The organism is Streptomyces poonensis, assembly GCF_014650915.1.
GTDB lineage: Bacteria > Actinomycetota > Actinomycetes > Streptomycetales > Streptomycetaceae > Streptomyces > Streptomyces poonensis.
Genome location: NZ_BMVW01000010.1, coordinates 209730 through 228348, shown reverse-complemented (window position 1 = coordinate 228348; position 18619 = coordinate 209730). Strand labels below are relative to the sequence as shown.

Genomic DNA, 18619 nt, shown 5'->3' with positions numbered 1-18619 from the left:
CCGGCGGCCCCTCACCCAGCTTCCCGGAGCAGCTCATGAGCCCATCAGCCCCACGTGCCTCCGCATCGGCCCCGGCCGACGGCACCCAGCCCGCCGAGTCCCCGAAGGGCATGCGCAGGATCGCGACGGCCAGCTTCATCGGCACGGCCATCGAGTTCTACGACTACTACATCTACGGAACGGCCGCCGCCCTCGTCCTCAACGAGGCCTTCTTCCCCGACCTGTCCGAGACGGCGGGCACGCTCGCGACCCTGTCCACGTTCGCCGTCGGGTTCGCCGCCCGGCCGCTCGGCGCCGCGATCTTCGGCCACTACGGCGACCGCGTCGGACGCAAGGCCGTCCTGGTCGTCTCGCTGCTGATGATGGGCATCTCCACCGGTCTGATCGGCCTGCTCCCGGGGTACGACACGCTGGGCATCGCCGCTCCCATCCTGCTCGTGCTGCTCCGGGTGGTCCAGGGCCTGGGCCTGGGCGGTGAGTGGGGCGGGGCCGCGCTGCTCGCCGTGGAGCACGCGCCGAAGAAGAAGCGCGGACTGTACGCGGCCGCGCCCCAGCTCGGCTCCCCGGCCGGTTACTTCGCCGCCACCGTCACCTTCCTGCTGATGTCGGCCCTGCTCGACGACGACGCGTTCGAGAGCTGGGGCTGGCGCATCCCCTTCCTGATCTCCTTCGTCCTCGTCGCCGTCGGCCTGGTCATCCGGCTGCGGATCGCCGAGACGCCCGCCTTCGAGAAGGTCACCAAGGAGCGCGAGACGGCCAAGGCCCCGCTCGCCGAGGCGTTCCGCCGTCACCCCAAGGAGATGCTGCTCGGCGCCGGCATGATCACGGTCGTCTATGTGATGTTCTACACGGCGGCCACGTACTGCATGACGTACACGACCGACACGCTCGGCATCCCCAAGAACGACATGCTGGCCCTCACCCTGGTCGCCGTCGCCGTGCTCGCGATATCGACGTACCTGGTCGCCCGCTGGTCCGACCGCGTCGGCCGGCGCAAGCTGATCATCGGTGGCGCGGCCTTCGGCGTGGTGTGGGGCGCGGTCCTCTTCCCGCTCCTGGACACCGAGAACTACGTCCTCGTCGCCGTCGCGCTGAGCGGCGCCCTGCTCTGTATGGGCATCATCTACGGCCCGGCCGGCGCCTACATGCCGGAGCTGTTCGGGACCAAGATGCGCTACTCGGGCGCCGGGTTCTCGTACAACCTCGGCGGCGTGCTGGGCGGTGCGGCGGCGCCGCTGATCGTGACGGCGCTGGCGGAGAACTACAGCCCCTCGGTGGGCGGCTGGTTCATGAGCGCCATGGCGCTGCTGTCGCTGGTGTGCATCCTGGCGCTGCCGGAGACCAAGGAGCGGGAGCTGGACGAGGTCTGAGGTCGCTCGCCGTACGTGACGTGCCCCGGCCGGATGGGGAGATACCGGCCGGGGCGCTGGTGCACGCGATCAGAGACTGGTCACCGGCTACTTGTACGCGGCGAACGCCTTCGCGAACGCCCCGTCCTCCTGGACGATCGAGCTGCACGTCGCGTCCACCGCGGGCTTCGCACCGCCCGCGCACTGCTTGTCACGGGTCGCCGACCACATGGACAGCCAGCCGAGACCCTTGCTCTTGGCGAAGGCGACCAGCTGAGTGGCGTCCTCGACCTTGAAGATCTCCGTCGTCACGTCGTTGACGCCGATCATCGGGGTGACCGCGACCGCCTTCCAGGCCGCGCTGTCGGAGAGGCCGAGCACGCCCTTGACCTGCGCCTGGGTGGCGGTGGCGGCCTGCTCGGCGTACGTGCCCATGTCACCGCTGTACGCGGCCCCGTAATCCATCGCCATGATGTTGACGGTGTCGATGCCGACGCCGTTCGCCTTGGCGTCGGCCAGCAGGTTCACCCCGTCCTGGGTCAGGCCCTCGGGCATGACGGGGAGGGTGAAGGACACGTCCAGGTCGGGGTGGTCGGCCTGGAGCTTGGCTATCGCCTGCGCGCGGCGGGTGTTGGCCGCCGTGTTCGGCAGCGCGCCGCCCTCCACGTCGAAGTCGACCTTCGTGAGGCCGTACGCGCTGACGACCTTCTCGTACGCCGCCGCGAGCGCGTCCGCCGACGAGCAGTTCAGCGCCAGCTCCGAGCCCGCGGCACCGCCGAAGGACACCCGGACGTCGCCGCCCTGCGCCCTGAGGTCCCCGATCTGGGCCGCGACCGCGTCACTTCCGAGGTCGGTCACGCCGCCCCACTTGGGGGTGCAGCCGCCGCCGTCGGTGACGAAGGCCAGGTTGTACTCCTTCACGCCGGTCGCCCGCGCGCTCGCGAGGAGGTCGTACGCGGGGTAGAGGGAGGTGTCGACGTAGGGCGCGAAGCCGGCGCCGGTGGTGGTGCCTTCGCCCGGGTTCCCGGTGGGTTCCGCGGTGGGCTCCTCGGTGGGCTCCTCGGTGGGCGCGGCCGTCGGCTCGGTGCTCCCGGTCGGCTCCGGTGCCGGGTCCGTCGGGCGGCCGCTCGGCTCGGGCGTCGCCCCCTCGTCCACGGAGCAGCTCGCCCCGTCGATACGGCAGCCCGAGGGGTCTCCGGTGCCGTTCACCACGAAGCCGACGGTCACCGACTCGCCGGCCGCGAGCCCGTCCTTGTCCCAGGCGGGCGCCTGCACGGTGACGTGCTGCCCGCTCACGCTCGACTCGCCGTTCCACAGCGAGCTCAGCGTGGAGCCGGACGGCAGGTCGAACTCCAGCCTCCAGTCACCCTTCACCGCGTCACCGTCATTGGTGATCACGTACTGCGCGGTGTAGCCCGTCGACCAGTCACTGGTCCGCGTGTACGCCGCACCGACCCCCGCCGCCTGCGCGCTCCCGGTGAACGCGACGGCCGCGCCGCCCGCCACGACCGCGGCGACGAGCGTGCCGATCACCTTGTTCCTGCCACTGATCCTGCGCCGGTGCGTACTCATCGCGTGTCTGCCCGTCCTCGCCGTTGCCGCTGTTCCTGGGGATTGCGGCAGCACGCTAGCGATCCGGAACCGGGCAATTCGCTTGTTCCGGGCGGCCGTCGGTGATCTTAGGGCGCGCTTAAGGGAGGGATCGGAAGCGGTTAAAGCTGTCGGGCCAGGGCGCCGCTGCGACCACGCCGCCGCACCGCCCCCCGGTGCCCGCGCCGGCCCGGCGTCCCCGCCCGGCCGTCGAGCTGTATCCAGATCCGCACCTCCGTGCCGCCCAGCACCGAGGACCCGATCCGTACGTCACCGCCCGTCGACTCGGCGAGCCGCCGCACGATGTCGAGGCCCAGTCCGGTCGAGCCGTCGCTGCCCGAGCCGCGCCCGCGCGCCATGGCCGCCTCGGGGTCGGCTATCCCGGGGCCCGCGTCCGAGACCAGCACGATCACCGCGTCCTCCCCGTTGTGCACGTCCACGGCGAAGGCCGTGCCCTCGGGGGTGTGCCGGAAGACGTTGCCGAGCAGGGCGTCGAGCGCGGCGGCGAGATCGGCTCGGGCCACGGGTATGCGCACCGGCCGGTCCACACCGGCGACGCGCACCTTGCGGTCCTCGTCCTCCGCGAGCGCCGACCAGAACGCCATGCGCTCGCGGACGACCTCGGCCGCGTCGCAGCCGGCCCCGGGTCCGGGCGCCGCCGTCTGCGGCTTGGCCTCCCGCGCCGTACGGATGATGGTGTCGACCTCGCGCTCCAGCTGTTCGACGGCGGCCCGGGTCTGCTCGGCGGCCGGGCCCTCGCCCAGCGAGGCCGCGTTCAGCCGCAGCACCGTGAGCGGTGTCCGCAGCCGGTGCGACAGGTCGGCCGCCAGCTCCCGTTCGTTGGCGAGCAGCTGCACCACCTGGTCGGCCATGGAGTTGAACGAGACCGCGGCCAGCCGGAGTTCCTTGGGCCCCTCCTCGGGCACCCGTGACCCGAGCTTCCCCTCCCCCAGTTCGCGGGCGCCCTCGACCAGGCGCTGCGCGGGCCGCACCATGCGCACACCGAGCCGGTCGGCCACCGCGACGGAGCCGACGATCAGCCCGGCACCCACCGCGGCGAGCACCGCCCAGGCCGTGCCGACGCCATTGCTGACCTCGGACTCCGGGACGTAGACCTCGACGACCGCGATCTCCCCGGAGCTGAGCGCGGTCGGCTGGAGCAGCGTGGAACCGCCGGGCACCTCCGTGGTGGAGGCGCGCCCGAGTTCGCGCACGGTGGCTATGTCCTCGTCCGACGCGCGCTGCGGGCCGATGTCGAGGGCCTGCTGGCCGCCACCCTCCGGTATGTGCACGGCCATCCCCTCGTCCCCGTCCGAGCCCGCGGCGGCGACGACCCGCTCCAGCTCGTCCCGGTCGGTGGTGATGGAGAGCGCGGGGGCGACGGCGGCGGCCTCGCGCTCGGCGCCTGCGAAGGCACGGTCGCGCGCCATCTCCTTGATGACCAGCCCCAGCGGTACCGCGAACGCGACCACGACCATCGTCGTGACCGCCACGCACACCTTGACCAGCGCCCACCTCATGGCAGCGGCTCCGCTCTCGGCGGCTCCAGCTTCACGCCGACGCCCCGCAGGGTGTGCAGATAGCGCGGGCGCGCGGCCGTCTCGCCCAGCTTCCGCCGCAGCCAGGACAGATGGACGTCGATGGTCTGGTCGTCCCCGTACGACTGCCGCCACACCTCGGCGAGCAGCTCCCGGCGCGGGACGACCACACCGGGCCGCCCGGCGAGGAAGGCGAGCAGGTCGAACTCACGCCGGGTCAGGTCGAGTCGTACGCCGTCCAGTTCCGCCTCGCGGCGCAGCGGGTCGATGGCGAGACCGCCGACCCGTATCACCGTCGACGGGGGCGCTTCGCCGCCGCCCGCCCGGGCCCTGCGCAGCACGGCGGCCATGCGCGCGGACAGGTGCTCGACCGAGAACGGCTTGGTCAGATAGTCGTCCGCGCCCGCGTTGAGCAGCCGGACGATCTCCGTCTCGTCGTCCCGCGCGGTGGCGACGATCACCGGGACGTCGGTGATCCCGCGCAGCATCTTCAGCGCCTCCGACCCATCGAGATCGGGCAGCCCGAGGTCGAGGACGACCACGTCGAAGGAGAAGTGGGCGACCTCGCGCAGCGCTTCCAGGGCCGTGCCGACACTGCGCACGGTGTGCGAGGCGTCTGTCAGCTGCCGGATGAGCGCCGAGCGTACGAACTGGTCGTCCTCGACCACGAGCACACTTGCCATGGGCGGCACCGTACGCCATACGGGCGACACCGGTCGGAGCCTGTGGACAACTTCGGTACCTGCGGCGACCGGTGGGCGACGGAGGACACTGGTGTGACTCGTGAGGCAATATGGCCGCGATGCGCAGAGGATTCGTACACGTACTCGCCTGGCTGCTCGCCACGGGCGCGGCGGTCACGCTGTCGTGGTGGGGCGTCCACACGGTGATGTCCGGCACCGCGTACGACCCGCCGCGCGCCCTGCCCATCGCGGCGGGCGACGCGACGGCCCAGGACTCCGAACTGGGTACCGCGACGGCCAGTCCGGCGCCCTCGCCCAGCACGGAGAAACCCGCCCGGAACCGCGCGAGCACCCCGCCGCCGAGTTCGCCCTCCGCGCCGCCCCCTTCCCCGTCCTCGTCCTCGCCCGCGGCCGAGAAGCCCGCCCCCGCAGCCGCTCCGGCCGCGTCCGGCCAGGTCGAGGGCTACGACACCGAGGGCGGCCGGGTGGTCTTCTCGCTCGCCGGGACGTACGCGACCCTGGTCTCCGCCACTCCCGCCGCCGGCTGGTCGATGCAGGTGTGGAAGACGGAGACGTGGATCCGCGTGGAGTTCGTCTCGGGCGCGGACCGGGTGTCGGTGTTCTGCACCTGGCACGACACCGCGCCGCGCGTGGAGATCAACGACTACTGACGGCCACTGAGCCTCGAGGCCCCCGCAACCACCGCCGTCAGTGGAAGACGGACGGCGGCGGTGCCGGTGAGGCCACCGCGGCCGCGTCCGTCACGGGCACCGCCCCGCCCGCGAAGTCGGTGAGGGACCTACCGTGTTCCACGCGCGCGGGATACGGGTCGGAGGCGGACCGGCGGGTGAGTTCGGCGATCGGCAGCGGCCCGTCGGAGCTGACGAGAACGGCGTTGCCGAAACGTTTGCCCCGTAGCAGGGCCGCATCGGCGATCAGTGCCGACTCGGCGAAGAGGGCCGCGGCGGTGGCGATCTGGCCGCGCAGATGGGCGAGCGGCGGGCCGTCGGCGATGTTGGCCGCGTACACCCCGCCGGGCCGCATCGCGCGCCGTACCTCGGTGAGGAACTCCGTCGACGTCAGGTGCGCCGGCGTGCGCGCCCCGCTGAACACGTCCGCGAGGATCAGGTCGGCCCAGCCGTCCGGCACCTTGGCGAGCCCTTCACGGGCGTCGGTGGCCCGTACCCGGATGCGGGCGTTCGGGTCCAGCGGCAGTTCGCGGCGGACGAACCGCACGAGGGCGGCGTCGCGTTCGACGGCCTGCTGGGTGGAGCGGGGGCGGGTGGCGGCGACGTACCGGGCGAGCGTGAGGGCGCCCCCGCCGAGATGGACGGCGTGCACCGGCCGCCCGGGCGGGGCGGCGAGGTCGATGACGTGGCCGAGGCGGCGCTGGTACTCGAAGGAGAGGTACGCCGGGTCGTCGAGGTCGACGTGCGACTGCGGGGCGCCGTCGATCAGCAGGGTCCAGGCGCGCGCCCGGTCCCGGTCGGGTATCAGCTCGGCGAGTCCTCCGTCGACCGTCTCGACGACGGCCTCCGCGGCCGCCTGTCCGCGCCGCGCCCTGTGCCCCCTGCCCGTTCTGCCCATCTCGCCATTATCGGTCTCCGGCACGGGGACCGCGCCGCCGCGGCCCGCCGGGCCCGGCGTAGGCGGCGGGGGCGGCTACCGGCAGTTGTCCGCCGCCTCGATCAGCCGCGCCGCCTCACCGAGAGCGGCGCGCAGGACCGCCGGGTCGGTGGCGAGGTCGGCCTCGCCGGGTGGGAGCAGCCAGTCGGCGCCCTCCTGGGGGACGAGGACCGCGCCGCGTCCATCGGACTGGACGCAGGTGCTGCCGGGCACGTCCCACGCGTCGGCGGTACCGGGCGGGACGAGGAATCCGAGGGTGTCGCAGCCGTCGTCGTGCAGGACGGGTCCCACGGCCAGCGGATCGGCGCCCAGGGCGTCGACGGCGCCGCGGCGGAGGATGTCGACCGCCTCCAGCCCCTGCCGGACCGGAACCGTCACCAGATCACAGGCGGAGGCGGGCTGTGCGGACGACGAGCCGTACGCGGGGGCGGGCCAGGGGCGGGCGGCCGGCGTGACGGTACAGGAGGCCGGCATGCGCGGTTCGCTGCCCTTCGTGACGGACTCCACCAAACATCCCCTTCGTCCGGCTCATCCGGCTCGTCCGGCGAGCGGCGTCCGGGATTCCGGACGGTTCCCGGTGCACCCTGCCCAACGCGCCCCTGCGTCATCGGCTACGGCGGGATCGCTTTGCACAGGATGGCAGTTCATGGCAAATCGCGGATGAGATATCCGGTTTGTAGCCAAACCTCGCGTGGTGGCGCCGACGGGACGGGTACGTTCTTGCCTCGCCGGACACAGGGAACGAGCCGTGCTCCACACGGACAAACCCCCCACCTGACCGGCACCGTTCGACGGTACGTGAGAGAGGGCCCGCCCATGGCGTCGTCATCGGTGACCCCGTCCCAGTCCCCGCCGCCCCCGCGGCCGAACCTCGCCTTCCGGAAACTGCGCGGACAGCGTTCGCCGGCCGAGTTCGCCGCGGCGGTGCGACGGGCCGCGCGGGAGATCGGCGAGCGGGTCAGCTGCGACGCCCGGTACATCGGACGGGTGGAGTCGGGTGAGATCCGCTGTCCCAACTACGCCTACGAACGGGTGTTCCTGCACATGTTCCCCGGCTGCACGCTGACCGACCTGGGGTTCGTTCCTCGCTCGGCGGTGCGAGGCCGGGGCGCACGCACCACCGAGGAGGCGCTCCCCGCTCACACCGAGATCCACGCGCACACCCCAGAAGGGACGGACGGGGCGTGCGCGCCGTACGACACGCAAGAGATGTATCAGAACCACGAGGAGAGCGACGTGCGGCGTCGCGCATTCATGACCGGCGGTACCGCCACGATGGCGGCCGTCTCGCTGAGCCCCCTCGCGCTCGGCGGAACCGCTCAGGCGGCGGAGCGGACCGGCCACCGGCCTGGCATGTCGGAGGCGGGGGCGCTGGAGGAGGCCGTGCGCAAGATCCGGCTGCTCGACGACCGGCACGGGGCGGACGGGCTGTACCGGAGAGCGGCGGCGCCCCTGCGCACGGCGTACGCGCTGCTGGACGCGGGGGCGACCCGGCAGACGGCGACCGACCGGCTGTACTCGGGTGCGGGGGAGCTCGCCATCTCGGTGGGCTGGCTGGCGCACGACTCGGGGCGGTACGACGACGCGCGCTCGCACTACGCGGAGGCGCTCGCGACGGCCCGGATGACCTGCGACGCGGCGCTGGAGGCGCATGCGTTCTGCAACACGGCGTTCCTCGCGCGCGACGCGGGCCGGCCGCGCGAGGCCGTACGGACGGCGCAGGCGGCCCAGCGCGCGGCCCGGCCGCTGGGCTCGGCGCGGCTGATGTCGCTGCTCGCGCTGCGGGAGGCGGGCGGCTGGGCGGGACTCGCCGACCGCGCGGGCTGCGAACAGGCCCTGGCACGCGCGCAGGCCCTGTACGAACGCGGCTCCGCGGACGTCGACCCGGAGTGGATGACCTTCTACGGGGAGGCGGAGCTGGAGGGCCTGGAGGCGCAGTGCTGGTCGACACTGGGCGACTGGACGCGCGCGGCCCGGCACGCCCGGCGCGCCGCCGGTCTCCAGGATCCGCACTTCACCCGCAACATCGCCCTCTACAAGGCCGAGCTGGCCGACGACCTCGCGCGCGGGGGCTGTCCCGACGAGGCCGCCGCGACCGGCATGGAGGTGCTGGACCTGCTGAACGAGGTCCAGTCCTCCCGTATCCAGACGATGCTGGCGGGCACGGCGAGAGTGTTGCTGCCGCACCGCCGGGCGTCCGGGGTGTCGGCGTTCCTCGAGCGGCACGCCACACTCCCGCGCCCCGCCTGAGGGGGCCCGCGGACCGGTGCCTGCAGAGGCCGGCGCCTGCAGAGGCCGGCGCCTATAGGGGCAAGTGCTTATAGGGGCCGGCGCCCGCAGGGACGGGCATCGGGCACGTGCCTAAAGCGTCAGGTGCCCGGTGTCGTTCCAGGACTCGAAGGCGGGCTCCCCGTAGGCCCACCCGAGCACGGACAGCGACGTGGGGTTGAGGCGGACGCGGGCGGCGAAGCCGAGATCGAAGCCCAGCCAGCGGGCGGCTATGGACCGCAGGATGTGGCCGTGCGCGAAGACCAGCACGTCGCGGTCGGCGGAGCGGGCCCAGTCGACGACCTCGTCCGCGCGCACGGCGAGCTGCTCCAGGGTCTCGCCCTCGGGGACTCCGTCGCGCCACATGAGCCAGCCGGGCCGGATGTCCTGGATCTCCTTCGGCGTCAGGCCCTCGTACGCGCCGTAGTCGACCTCCATGAGCGCGTCCCAGGGGGTGGCGCGGTCGCCGAAGCCGGCGAGCTCGCACGTCTCCCGCGCGCGGGAGAGCGGGCTCGTACGGATCTCGGCGTCCGGGAGGCCGTCCAGGGGGGCCCGGTGCAGGCGCTCACCGAGCAGTTTGGCGCCGCGCCGCCCTTCGTCCAGGAGCGGGATGTCGGTCCTGCCGGTGTGCCTTCCGAGCAGGGACCACTCGGTCTGGCCGTGCCGGGCCAGCAGGATGCGCGGTGCCATGTGCGTGAGGAACCTTCCGGGAGAAGGGGAAAAACGGAGGCGGACCCTGCCATCATCGCGCACGCTTGCACAGGGCAACCCGGGGGGCGATCTCTGCGTCTTGGTCAACCGGGGCCGTCAGGTGGTGTCCGTGGGGAGACGGGACCACCGGGGCGGGTGCTCAGCCACACCGTGGAGGAGACGTGCCACCGGACGCCGTGGCGACGGGCCATGAGCCGCAAACGACTGGAGGGGGCTGGATGCCGCAGACGGAGACGCCGCGCACCGGGACGGCATCGCACACCCGGCTCCGCTGGTGGACCGAACTGCCGCTCGTCCTGGTGGTGTACGCCTTGTACTCGGCGGGCCGGCTCCTCGTCCGCGGCGACGTCACCGACGCCGTCGCGCACGGTCTCGCCATCCTGCGCGCCGAGCAGGCGCTGGGACTGAACGCCGAGCACCCGCTGAACCGTCTCTTCACCCGCGAGCCCTGGCTCGGCGTCCCCGCCGACTTCTGGTACGCGTCCCTGCACTACCTGGTCACGCCCGTGCTCCTGGTGTGGCTCTTCCAGCGCCGCGCCCACCTGTACCGGGCGGCCCGCACCTGGCTGATGACGTCCACCCTCGTCGGGCTGGTCGGCTTCACCTTCCTGCCGACCTGCCCGCCCCGTCTGCTGGCCGCGAGCCACGGCTTCGTGGACACGATGGCCCACTACAGCGCGTACGGCTGGTGGGCCGGCGAGGCCAGCGCGCCGCGCGGCCTGGGCGGCATGACGAACCAGTACGCGGCGATGCCGAGCCTGCACGTCGGCTGGGCGCTGTGGTGCGGGGTGATCCTCTGGCGGTACGGCGGCACGCGCGCGACCCGGATCGCGGGGGTCGCCTACCCGCTGATCACCACGGTCGTCGTGATGGGCACCGCGAACCACTACTTCCTCGACGCGGTGGCGGGCGCCGCCGTGATGGGCCTCGGACTGCTGCTGACCCCGCAGGTCATGCGGCTCGCGGACCGGTCCTGGGCGCTGCTGCGCACACGGCCCGAGGGGCGGGCCGGCGGCCCGGGCACTCCCGTCGCGGACGCCTCGCCGGACGCTCGGTCCCCGATTGTCAGTGGCGGATGCCAGACTTCCGCGGGTGAGCGAATTCCACGGCAGCGCGAGTCCACGGCCGAACCGGGTGCCGCCCCCGCGGACGCGGGAGACGACGTCGGCGCTCCGGCACCGGCTCGCTGAGCTGCGGGGTCCCGACGTCCCCGCGAAGGCGCTGGACGCCCGCGCCCTCGCGGCCCTCGCCGCCAACCCCGGGTGCAAGCGACGCGCGCTCCTGGACGGGGCGGGCGTGAACAAGACGGTGCTGGCGGACGCGCTCGGCTCGCCCTCCGCCTTCGGCCAGTCCCAGTTCGCCTTCATGCGGGGCAACGCCTTCGAGGCGCGGGTCAAGGCGGACGGCGGCGCCGAGCTGCTGCGGCTGGTGCACGAGAGACTGGACCCGTCCGCCGAGCCGCCGTCCGGCGCGGCCGTCCCCGACCTCGCCGCGATGGGCCCCGAGGGACGCGCGGCCCGTACGGCGCTGGCGCTGCGCGAGGCCACGGAGGGCGGCGGCTGGGCCCTGCTGGACCACCCGATGCTCGCGCTGGAGGTCGCCGGCTCCCCCGCCTTCCTGGAGCCGGACGCGGTGGTGGTGCACCCGGACGGCACGTGGACGGTCGTCGAGATCAAGTCCTTCCCGATGCTGGACGGCTCGGCCGACCCGGCGAAGGTGGGCGCCGCCGCCCGGCAGTCCGCGGTGTACGTGCTGGCACTGGAGGACGTGGCCGCCCGCCTCGACCAGGTGCCGCGGGTACGCCACCGGGTGCTGCTGGTGTGCCCCAAGGACTTCACCAACCTCCCGACGGCCGCCGTGGTCGACGTCCGCAAGCAGCGCGCGGTCACCCGCCGCCAGCTGACCCGGCTCACCCGCATCGAGGAGATCGCCGACGCGCTCCCCCCGGGCACCTGTTTCGCCCCGGACCTCCCCCCGGAACAGCTGACCGCCGCCGTCGAGCTCCTTCCGGCGACGTACGCCCCGGAGTGCCTCGCCGCCTGCGAGCTGGCCTTCCACTGCCGCGCCCGCGCCCGCCGCGAGGGCGCGGTGACATCGCTGGGCCGGTCGGCGCGGGCCGAGCTGGGCGGGCTGACGACGGTGGACGACGTGCTGGCGGCGGCCCACGGCACGGCCGGTGACCCGGACGACCCGGCGGTGGCGGCGCTGCGCAGGGCGGCGCGGCTGCGGGCGGAGGCCCTGTCGGCCGCCGGGTACGGCGCGGGTGCCGCGCTTCCCGACCGGGCCGGCGCCGTCCCGGAGGGGGCCCCGTGTCGCTGATCACCACCCTCGCCCGGCTGGAGGCCGTGAGCACCGGCCGCGCCCGGCCCACCGCCACCGTGCGCCACCGGCACCTGTCCGAGCGCCCGCTCGTGTTCGTGCCGCTCACCACCGCCGGTGAGGCGGGCGCGCCGCTCGGCGCCCTCGTGGGCACCGACCGGGACGCCCCCCGCCTGCTCGTCGTACCGCAGCCGCGCGACCGGGACCTGCGGTTCGCGTTCCTCGCCGAGCTGGCGGACGTCGTCCTGCCGTACGTGGAGGCGTACGCGGACGCCGTCGAGGCCGCCGAGCGCACCGAGACCGACCCGGAGACCGGAAAGCGGGTCAAGGTCGAGGTCGACCTGTGCGCGGACGCCCCGCAGCTGATCGTGCCGAGCCGCGCGGGTGCCGACTTCGTACGGCTGCTGGGACGCTCGATGCGGTTCCGGCGCACCGCCGAACAGGATCCCGGGACCCCCCATCCGGCGCCGCCGCGCGTCCCGCTGCTCGGCCGCTGGCTCACGCACTTCGGGGAGCGCGCCCGGGTACCGGGTTCCTCGCTGCTGCTCGCCCTCACCGATCTGCTGTCGCGGCACTGGGCCACTGGCCAGTCCGGTGTGGAGGACCAGCACCTCGGCTCGCTGCTCGCATGGATCGACCCGCCGGCGGGCGAGTCCGGCGACGCGGCCGCGCGCCGCGCGGAGCTGGCCCGGGACGCCGACGGCCAGCTGCTGTGCCCGCCCGCCGGACCCGCCACCGACCCCGCCTTCGACAACAAGCTCCTGGCCCCCGCGATCGAGGCGTACGACCGCGCGCGGACCGCGCTCGCCGCCGCCGAGGACGGCGCGGAGGCCGACGACCGGTTCGGTGCCCTCACCGCGGCCGAGCAGCGCATCCGCGACCTCGTGGAGAGCCGCACCCGGCCCACCTGGGACGCCGTCTGGCACGGGATCGACCTGCTGCGGGCCCTGCCCGAGGGTGCCCACGTGCCCGACCGGTGGACCCGCGACCGCTGGTCGTTCACCGCCCACCGGGACCGGATCACCGCCGGCGAGCCCCCGCAGCCGCGGGTCGACGACGCGGTCACCGCCGCCAACAAGCTCGCCGCGCGCGAGCGCGAGCAGGCCCGGCTGGACGCCCAGGAGGCCCTGGACGACCCGCTGGTCATGGCCGGCCGCCGCCTCGCCGGCGAGGCCTTCGCGGGCGAGGTCACCGATGTGGTGATGGCCTACAGCGAGGGCAGGCGCCCGAGCCCGCGCCCGCTCGTCACCGTGCGCACGGAGGACCTGCCGCACCTCGGGGAGCGCACGAAGGTCTACCGCTCGCTGGAGGGCAAGCCGCAGGCGGCCGAGTTCGTGGCGCAGGAGGGCGACGGGGACGGCGGCGCTCTCCTCGTGCTGCGCGTCCTGGACAAGATGGGCCGCGGCAAGGAGCCGGAGCCCGGCTCGGTGCCCGAGAAGGGCGACCGCGTCTGCTTCACGCTCTTCGAGCACGACCAGCGCGGCGGGCCGAAGCTGCCCGACCCCGAGGAGACCCCCTGGACCCACGGCGGCCCGCCGGGCGACCCGGACGCCGTACCGCAGCCGGATCCCCTGACGGAGGAGGACGTCCTGTGACAGCCGCGCTCGACCCGCACGCCGGAGGCGGGGTCCTCGACCCCGGTGCCGCCGCCGGCCGGGCCACCGACGCGATCCTGCGCGACACACTGCACGGCACGCACCGCGGTGTCGTGGTGGACTCCCCGCCGGGCGCCGGGAAGTCGACGCTCGTCGTCCGCGCCGCGCTGGAGCTCGCCGCCGCCGGACGCCCGCTGATGATCGTCGCGCAGACGAACGCACAGGTGGACGACCTGGTCCTGCGGCTCGCGGAGAAGGACGCCGAGCTGCCGGTCGGCCGTCTGCACAGCAGTGACACCGACCCGTACGACAAGGCCCTCGACGCCCGGCCGAACGTCCGCAAGTCGACGAAGGCCGCCGATCTCGCCGGTCTCGGCATCGTCGTCTCGACGGCAGCCAAGTGGGCGCACGTCAAGGTCGACGAGCCGTGGCGGCACGCGATCGTCGACGAGGCGTACCAGATGCGGTCGGACGCGCTGCTGGCCGTGGCGGGCCTGTTCGAGCGGGCGCTGTTCGTGGGCGATCCGGGCCAGCTGGACCCCTTCTCCATCGTGGGCGGCGAGCAGTGGGCGGGCCTGTCGTACGACCCGTCGGCCTCGGCGGTGACGACCCTGCTGGCCCACAACCCCGAGCTGCCGCAGCACCGGCTGCCCGTCTCCTGGCGGCTCCCGGCCTCCGCGGCGCCCCTGGTCTCGGGCGCCTTCTACCCGTACACGCCGTTCCGCAGCGGCACGGACCACGGCGACCGGCGGCTCTCCTTCGCGGTCCCGTCGGACGGTTCGGGCCCGGACCGGGTCATCGACGAGGCGGCCGGCGCGGGCTGGGGGCTGCTCGAACTCCCGCCCCGGCACACCCCCCGTACGGACCCGGAGGCCGTCCACGCGGTCGCGCAGGTCGTACGGCGGCTGCTGGAGCGGGGCGGCGCGGCGGTCTCGGAGCGGTCGGACGACCCCGTGCCGCTGACCGCCGACCGAATCGCCGTCGGCACGGCCCACCGCGACCAGGCGGCCTCGGTGCGGGCGGCGCTGGCCGGCTTCGGGATCACCGATGTGGTCGTGGACACCGCGAACCGGCTGCAGGGACGCGAGTACGACGTGACGGTGGTCCTGCACCCCCTCTCCGGCCGGCCGGACGCGACCGCGTTCCATCTGGAGACGGGCCGGCTGTGCGTGCTGGCGTCCCGGCACCGGCACGCGTGCATCGTGGTGTGCCGGGAAGGCGTGGCGGAGCTGCTGGACGACCATCCGTCGACGGAACCGGTGCAGCTGGGGGTCACGGTGAAGTTCCCGGACGGCTGGGAGGCCAACCACGCGGTGCTGGACCGGCTGTCCGAGCACCGGGTGGCGTGGCGGCCGTAGAGCGCGCGTCGCCGGGGGCGCGGTGGTGGGCACACGGTGGCGGGCGCACGGTGGCGGGGGTGTTCCGGGCGACACCGGTGCTCGGCGCAGCGCACAGGCGCACTGGGCACGTCGTGAGCGCCCTCGCCTGGCGCCCTCGGGCCCACTTGCGCGGGCGCGAGAGAATGGACGGTGGCCTGTTGTCAGGACAGAGAGCCATCGCACGTTCACGAGAGGGAGTAGACATGGCGGAGCCCACGCCGGGTCCGAACGAACCGCGGCGACGCCCCGCGCCCCTGCTTTTCGAGCCCGCCGAGGCGGCCGCCGACCCGGAGCACTTCTTCGACCTGGAATCGATCGACGACCCCCGGGCGCTGCTCTCCCGGGCGACCGAGCTGACCCACGCGTTCCGTGCGGCGGCCGACCGGGCGGTGGAGTACCAGGCCATCGCCGCGGCCCAGCTCGCCGACCCGCGCCGGTTCGACCGGCTCACCGCCGCGGACATCGCCGAGCGGGCCGAGTGGACCGAGGACTACGCACGCAAGATGGTCGAGTTCGGCCGCGATCTGATGCGGGGCCGCGACGGGCACGGGCCCGACCTGATCTGAGGGTCGACCGGGTCGAACACGTGGGCGATATTTTGCTCGAACAACCGTTGCATCACCCCCCGGCATATACCAATTTCGGAAAACAGTTCACACCAGCAACACCTGTCCCAGATTCCGGCAACCCACGGGAGCGGAGCACTCACGGGCGGTAAATGTAGGTGCCATGAGGCAGCAGACTTCTTCCGTGAGCACGCGCACCCACGACCGCTTCGACGCCCCCGACACCGCGGTCTCGGACGTCACCGCGGAGGGAGCCGCCTGGCTCGCCTCTGCGGGAACGTATCCGCGCGGCACTCTCGCCCTGTGGCGGGAGCAGCCCACCGCGCCCGTCGTCCTGCCCTGCGGCACGGCCTTCGACATCGTCAACGTTCCCGCGATCTTCGGGCGCCGGATGCTGGACCGGCTCTGGGCCGAGGGGCCGGGCTCCGGGCCCGTCGCCACGTACCGGGGCCGCATGCTGCTCTTCGCGGCCCCCGGCACCGCCCAGCGACTGCCCTCCCTCATGGAGTGGGAGGAGTGGGGCTCCCCCGGACGGACGGGCGCCGTCCCGCCGATCCTGTGCCACGGCACCGGGGACGCGGTGACCGTCCCGGCCCTGCGCTCCACGCCCGGCACCGACCCCTCCGGCCGATCGGCCTCACGCTGGCTCGTCGCCCCCGACACCCGGCAGCCGTGGCTGCCCGGACCTGAGGTTCTGCTCTGGGCCGCGGTCCGCGCGGCCCGCGCCGCCGCATCCGCCGCCGTACGAATATCGATTTCTCCTCCCGCCGATCAGGGTGCTAATGTCTACGACGTCAGCAGGCGCCGCTAGCTCAGTTGGTTAGAGCAGCTGACTCTTAATCAGCGGGTCCGGGGTTCGAGTCCCTGGCGGCGCACAGTGACGACGGCGGGGCAGAGACGCGGAACACGCGGATCTGCCCCGCCGTCGTTGTACTCCGGCGTATGCTCCCCGGCGCTCAGCCCGTGACGATCTTCACCGTCCAGGCCCCGGTCGGCGTACGGCCCTCCACCTCCACCCGCACCTTCTCCTCCGGCACCGTGAAGGTCTCTCCCAGTCCCACCGGCGCGTCGGCGAGCGGCGGATAGACCGAGTCGTCCCAGCAGGCCTCGGTGCGCGGATGGGCGTCCACGACCTCGATCGGTCCCTCACCGGACTCGGCCTCGCTGCGGATCCGGTAGACGAGGATGCCCTGGGAGCAGACGGAGGCGTCGTTGCCCACCGGGCCACGGGCCTCGAAGCCGAGCGCGCTGTCGGGGCCGGTGCGGACGACCGCCAGCTTCGTGCCGCCCCCGGCGCCGAAGGCCTGGGCCCCGCCCGCGGCACCGAAGGCCTGGCCTCCGCCCGCGGCGCCGCCACCGCCCACACCGCCCACACCTCCGTCACTGCCGTCCCGCCCGCTGTCCTCACCCGCGGACCAGTGCCCGCTCGCGCCCGTCGTCCAGTCCCCGCTCACACCCGTCGTCCAGTCCCTGCTCGCGTTCGCCGTCCAGTCCCTGCCCAGACCCGCCGTCCAGTCCGTGCCCGCGCCCCACTCCCTCCCCGCGCCCGCGCTCCAGGTCCCGCCTCCGGCCGCGTCCGCGCCCCCGCCCTGCTCCGCCTCCACCTCGTCCGGGCCTTCGCCCCGTCGTCCGGCGCCGGCCCCGCCCGGTGCCGGCGGCGCCGCCGGTCCCGCCCCCAGCGGCTCCAGCGTCAGACGGGTGGTCCCCGGGCCCCGTACGCAGGCCACCTGCCGCGTTTCCAGCCAGCCGAGCTTCCACTTGTGCCACCCGAACAGGTCCGGGGCCAGGCCGAACTGGCTGCCCATGAGGTCCCAGTCGCCGACGTACGTGTCCCAGTCGCCCTTGCCGTCGGCCGGGCGGTGGTACAGGTCGGGCAGGTCGAAGACGTGGCCGGTCTCGTGGGCCAGGACCAGGCGGTCCGGCGGGTGTTTCTCGAAGACGGTGACGACCCGGCGGACGGCCGTGCCGTCGGCCCGCAGGGGATGGTCCAGGTTCACCACCTTCGTCGCGTCCGAGTCGACGCCCGGCGCGTCCGGATCGGCGACGAAGTACACGATGTCGTACCGGGAGAAGTCGACGCGCGGGTCCGCCGCGGTCATCGCGTCCCGCAGGTAGGCGGCGCGGTGCGCGGCGTCCCAGTCGCGCTCTATGGCGTACGCCGTGGAGGGCCGCGGCATCTCGATCCACTCCGGCTGCGGATGCGCGCGCACCGTGAACCTCCCGTAGGAGGCGCGCTCGAAGAAGTCGCTGGTCGCCGGGAAGTGGTCGGAGGCCAGCTCGGCGGGGGTGGTCAGCGGGGCCGCGTCCGGGAACGACAGGAAGACCAGCACCGCGTCGAGGGGCCGGGTGGGCCGCGGATAGGAGCGGTTCCAGGTGTCGACGCCCTCGGAGTGGTGGGCCCCGGTCCGCTTCAGGACGCACGCGGCCGACAGCGGTACGGCGACCGACGGGGCCGCGACCAGGGAGGTGGCGGCCATGGCGGTCAGCGAGGTGAACACGGCGGCCGTGCCGCGCAGGGTCGGCACCCGGCCGTCGGCGAGGGGCCGCACGGCCCGGACGGAACCCTTCCACCCGGCTCCCTTCCGTGCGGAAACCTTCCGGGCGCGACCCTTCCTGGGCAGCGGGCGCGGCACATCGACCTCCGGACGCGGCTTCGGGGACACCGCACCCAGACTGTGTGAGCTTGTAGTACTTTGCCTCGTTAGTCTCCTCCGGACGAGTGAGACCACCCATGAGGCGACAGTCCGGCCATTCACGGAACGTCACAACTGGTCCTGCCAGGCAAGGAAGCCGACCAGGGAGTGGCAGAAACGATCTGTCAGGGACGGAGGTGGTTCAGGGACACTGGACAATGGCTGGAAGGGCCTGGGGCCAGCCTCTATGATCGGCACAATTTCCTGCACGGACACGGCTTGAGCGGTCGCCCGCCCCGGACTGCCGCTCCGACGAGACATCACGAGATCCGTACGAAGAACGAGTGCACTGCGGGAGCGAA

The 18619-nt window shown here is 73.6% G+C and carries 15 protein-coding genes, 1 tRNA gene and 1 pseudogene; 10 read left to right on the top strand and 7 right to left on the bottom strand.

Annotation, left to right across the window (positions count from 1 at the left end):
• Positions 1–35 precede the first annotated feature (35 nt).
• Complete coding sequence (locus IE242_RS23970; RefSeq protein ID WP_229859352.1) at positions 36–1370, top strand: MFS transporter; 1335 nt, start codon at positions 36–38, stop codon at positions 1368–1370.
• Between the two features lie 87 nt (positions 1371–1457).
• Here IE242_RS23970 and IE242_RS23965 read toward each other — a convergent pair whose 3' ends face one another.
• The 3 genes and pseudogenes from IE242_RS23965 to IE242_RS23955 form a co-directional block, all read right to left on the bottom strand.
• Entirely contained in the window at positions 1458–2921 is a 1464-nt protein-coding gene (locus IE242_RS23965; RefSeq protein WP_189862577.1) for a glycoside hydrolase family 18 protein, read from the bottom strand.
• Positions 2922–3039: 118 nt separating this feature from the next.
• Positions 3040–4459 (bottom strand): annotated as a pseudogene (locus IE242_RS23960) (HAMP domain-containing sensor histidine kinase).
• A complete protein-coding gene (locus tag IE242_RS23955) occupies positions 4456–5160 on the bottom strand; it encodes a response regulator transcription factor (protein WP_189862573.1) in 705 nt (234 codons plus the stop codon). The pseudogene IE242_RS23960 and the gene IE242_RS23955 overlap by 4 nt, the downstream one beginning before the upstream one ends.
• A 119-nt stretch (positions 5161–5279) precedes the next feature.
• On the opposite strand from IE242_RS23955, the gene IE242_RS23950 reads away from it, so the two are divergent.
• Positions 5280–5831 carry a hypothetical protein gene (locus IE242_RS23950; RefSeq protein ID WP_373299575.1) on the top strand — a complete coding sequence of 184 codons (552 nt, stop codon included), beginning with the start codon at positions 5280–5282 and terminating at the stop codon, positions 5829–5831.
• Positions 5832–5868: 37 nt separating this feature from the next.
• On the opposite strand, the gene IE242_RS23945 is transcribed toward IE242_RS23950, so the two are convergent.
• Together IE242_RS23945 and IE242_RS23940 are read right to left on the bottom strand one after the other, a co-directional pair.
• Positions 5869–6747, bottom strand: coding sequence for a spermidine synthase (locus tag IE242_RS23945; protein ID WP_189862569.1), 879 nt, complete (start codon positions 6745–6747; stop codon positions 5869–5871).
• Between the two features lie 75 nt (positions 6748–6822).
• Positions 6823–7260, bottom strand: a complete 438-nt coding sequence (locus tag IE242_RS23940) for a hypothetical protein (RefSeq protein WP_229859376.1) — start codon at positions 7258–7260, stop codon at positions 6823–6825.
• 342 nt (positions 7261–7602) lie between these two features.
• Between IE242_RS23940 and IE242_RS23935 the strand changes: the two genes are divergently transcribed.
• Complete coding sequence (locus IE242_RS23935) at positions 7603–9036, top strand: NsdA family TPR-like regulatory protein (protein ID WP_189862567.1); 1434 nt, start codon at positions 7603–7605, stop codon at positions 9034–9036.
• Positions 9037–9147: 111 nt separating this feature from the next.
• On the opposite strand, the gene IE242_RS23930 is transcribed toward IE242_RS23935, so the two are convergent.
• Positions 9148–9744, bottom strand: a complete 597-nt coding sequence (locus IE242_RS23930) for a histidine phosphatase family protein (protein ID WP_189862565.1) — start codon at positions 9742–9744, stop codon at positions 9148–9150.
• Positions 9745–9983: 239 nt separating this feature from the next.
• On the opposite strand from IE242_RS23930, the gene IE242_RS23925 reads away from it, so the two are divergent.
• From IE242_RS23925 to IE242_RS23895, 7 genes are all read left to right on the top strand, one after another.
• Positions 9984–10955 (top strand): phosphatase PAP2 family protein, encoded by a 972-nt coding sequence (locus IE242_RS23925; RefSeq protein WP_189862564.1) that lies wholly within the window; start codon positions 9984–9986, stop codon positions 10953–10955.
• Positions 10900–12084 carry a hypothetical protein gene (locus IE242_RS23920; protein ID WP_229859374.1) on the top strand — a complete coding sequence of 395 codons (1185 nt, stop codon included), beginning with the start codon at positions 10900–10902 and terminating at the stop codon, positions 12082–12084. The genes IE242_RS23925 and IE242_RS23920 overlap by 56 nt, the downstream gene beginning before the upstream one ends.
• The gene (locus IE242_RS23915) at positions 12075–13679 is read left to right on the top strand and encodes a hypothetical protein (RefSeq protein WP_189862560.1); all 1605 of its coding nucleotides are present in this window, start codon (positions 12075–12077) and stop codon (positions 13677–13679) included. Before IE242_RS23920 ends, IE242_RS23915 begins: the two co-directional genes overlap by 10 nt.
• On the top strand, positions 13676–15037 hold the full coding sequence (locus tag IE242_RS23910; RefSeq protein WP_189862558.1) for an AAA domain-containing protein: 1362 nt from the start codon (positions 13676–13678) through the stop codon (positions 15035–15037). The genes IE242_RS23915 and IE242_RS23910 overlap by 4 nt, the downstream gene beginning before the upstream one ends.
• A gap of 224 nt (positions 15038–15261) precedes the next feature.
• Positions 15262–15624, top strand: a complete 363-nt coding sequence (locus tag IE242_RS23905; RefSeq protein WP_189862556.1) for a DUF8844 domain-containing protein — start codon at positions 15262–15264, stop codon at positions 15622–15624.
• 163 nt (positions 15625–15787) lie between these two features.
• On the top strand, positions 15788–16435 hold the full coding sequence (locus IE242_RS23900) for a bifunctional DNA primase/polymerase (protein ID WP_189862554.1): 648 nt from the start codon (positions 15788–15790) through the stop codon (positions 16433–16435).
• Positions 16426–16499 (top strand) — tRNA-Lys (locus IE242_RS23895). Before IE242_RS23900 ends, IE242_RS23895 begins: the two co-directional genes overlap by 10 nt.
• 81 nt (positions 16500–16580) lie before the next feature.
• Here the strand turns inward: IE242_RS23895 and IE242_RS37955 are convergent.
• The gene (locus IE242_RS37955) at positions 16581–18173 is read right to left on the bottom strand and encodes a M6 family metalloprotease domain-containing protein (RefSeq protein WP_229859347.1); all 1593 of its coding nucleotides are present in this window, start codon (positions 18171–18173) and stop codon (positions 16581–16583) included.
• Positions 18174–18619 lie beyond the last annotated feature (446 nt).

Coding starts and splice junctions, on each gene's coding strand:
- IE242_RS23935 (WP_189862567.1), top strand. CDS start 7,603: ATGGCGTCGTCATCGGTGACCCCGTCCCAGTCCCCGCCGCCCCCGCGG.
- IE242_RS23900 (WP_189862554.1), top strand. CDS start 15,788: ATGAGGCAGCAGACTTCTTCCGTGAGCACGCGCACCCACGACCGCTTC.
- IE242_RS23930 (WP_189862565.1), bottom strand. CDS start 9,744: ATGGCACCGCGCATCCTGCTGGCCCGGCACGGCCAGACCGAGTGGTCC.
- IE242_RS23950 (WP_373299575.1), top strand. CDS start 5,280: ATGCGCAGAGGATTCGTACACGTACTCGCCTGGCTGCTCGCCACGGGC.
- IE242_RS23905 (WP_189862556.1), top strand. CDS start 15,262: ATGGCGGAGCCCACGCCGGGTCCGAACGAACCGCGGCGACGCCCCGCG.
- IE242_RS23925 (WP_189862564.1), top strand. CDS start 9,984: ATGCCGCAGACGGAGACGCCGCGCACCGGGACGGCATCGCACACCCGG.
- IE242_RS23955 (WP_189862573.1), bottom strand. CDS start 5,160: ATGGCAAGTGTGCTCGTGGTCGAGGACGACCAGTTCGTACGCTCGGCG.
- IE242_RS23940 (WP_229859376.1), bottom strand. CDS start 7,260: ATGCCGGCCTCCTGTACCGTCACGCCGGCCGCCCGCCCCTGGCCCGCC.
- IE242_RS23965 (WP_189862577.1), bottom strand. CDS start 2,921: ATGAGTACGCACCGGCGCAGGATCAGTGGCAGGAACAAGGTGATCGGC.
- IE242_RS23970 (WP_229859352.1), top strand. CDS start 36: ATGAGCCCATCAGCCCCACGTGCCTCCGCATCGGCCCCGGCCGACGGC.
- IE242_RS23945 (WP_189862569.1), bottom strand. CDS start 6,747: ATGGGCAGAACGGGCAGGGGGCACAGGGCGCGGCGCGGACAGGCGGCC.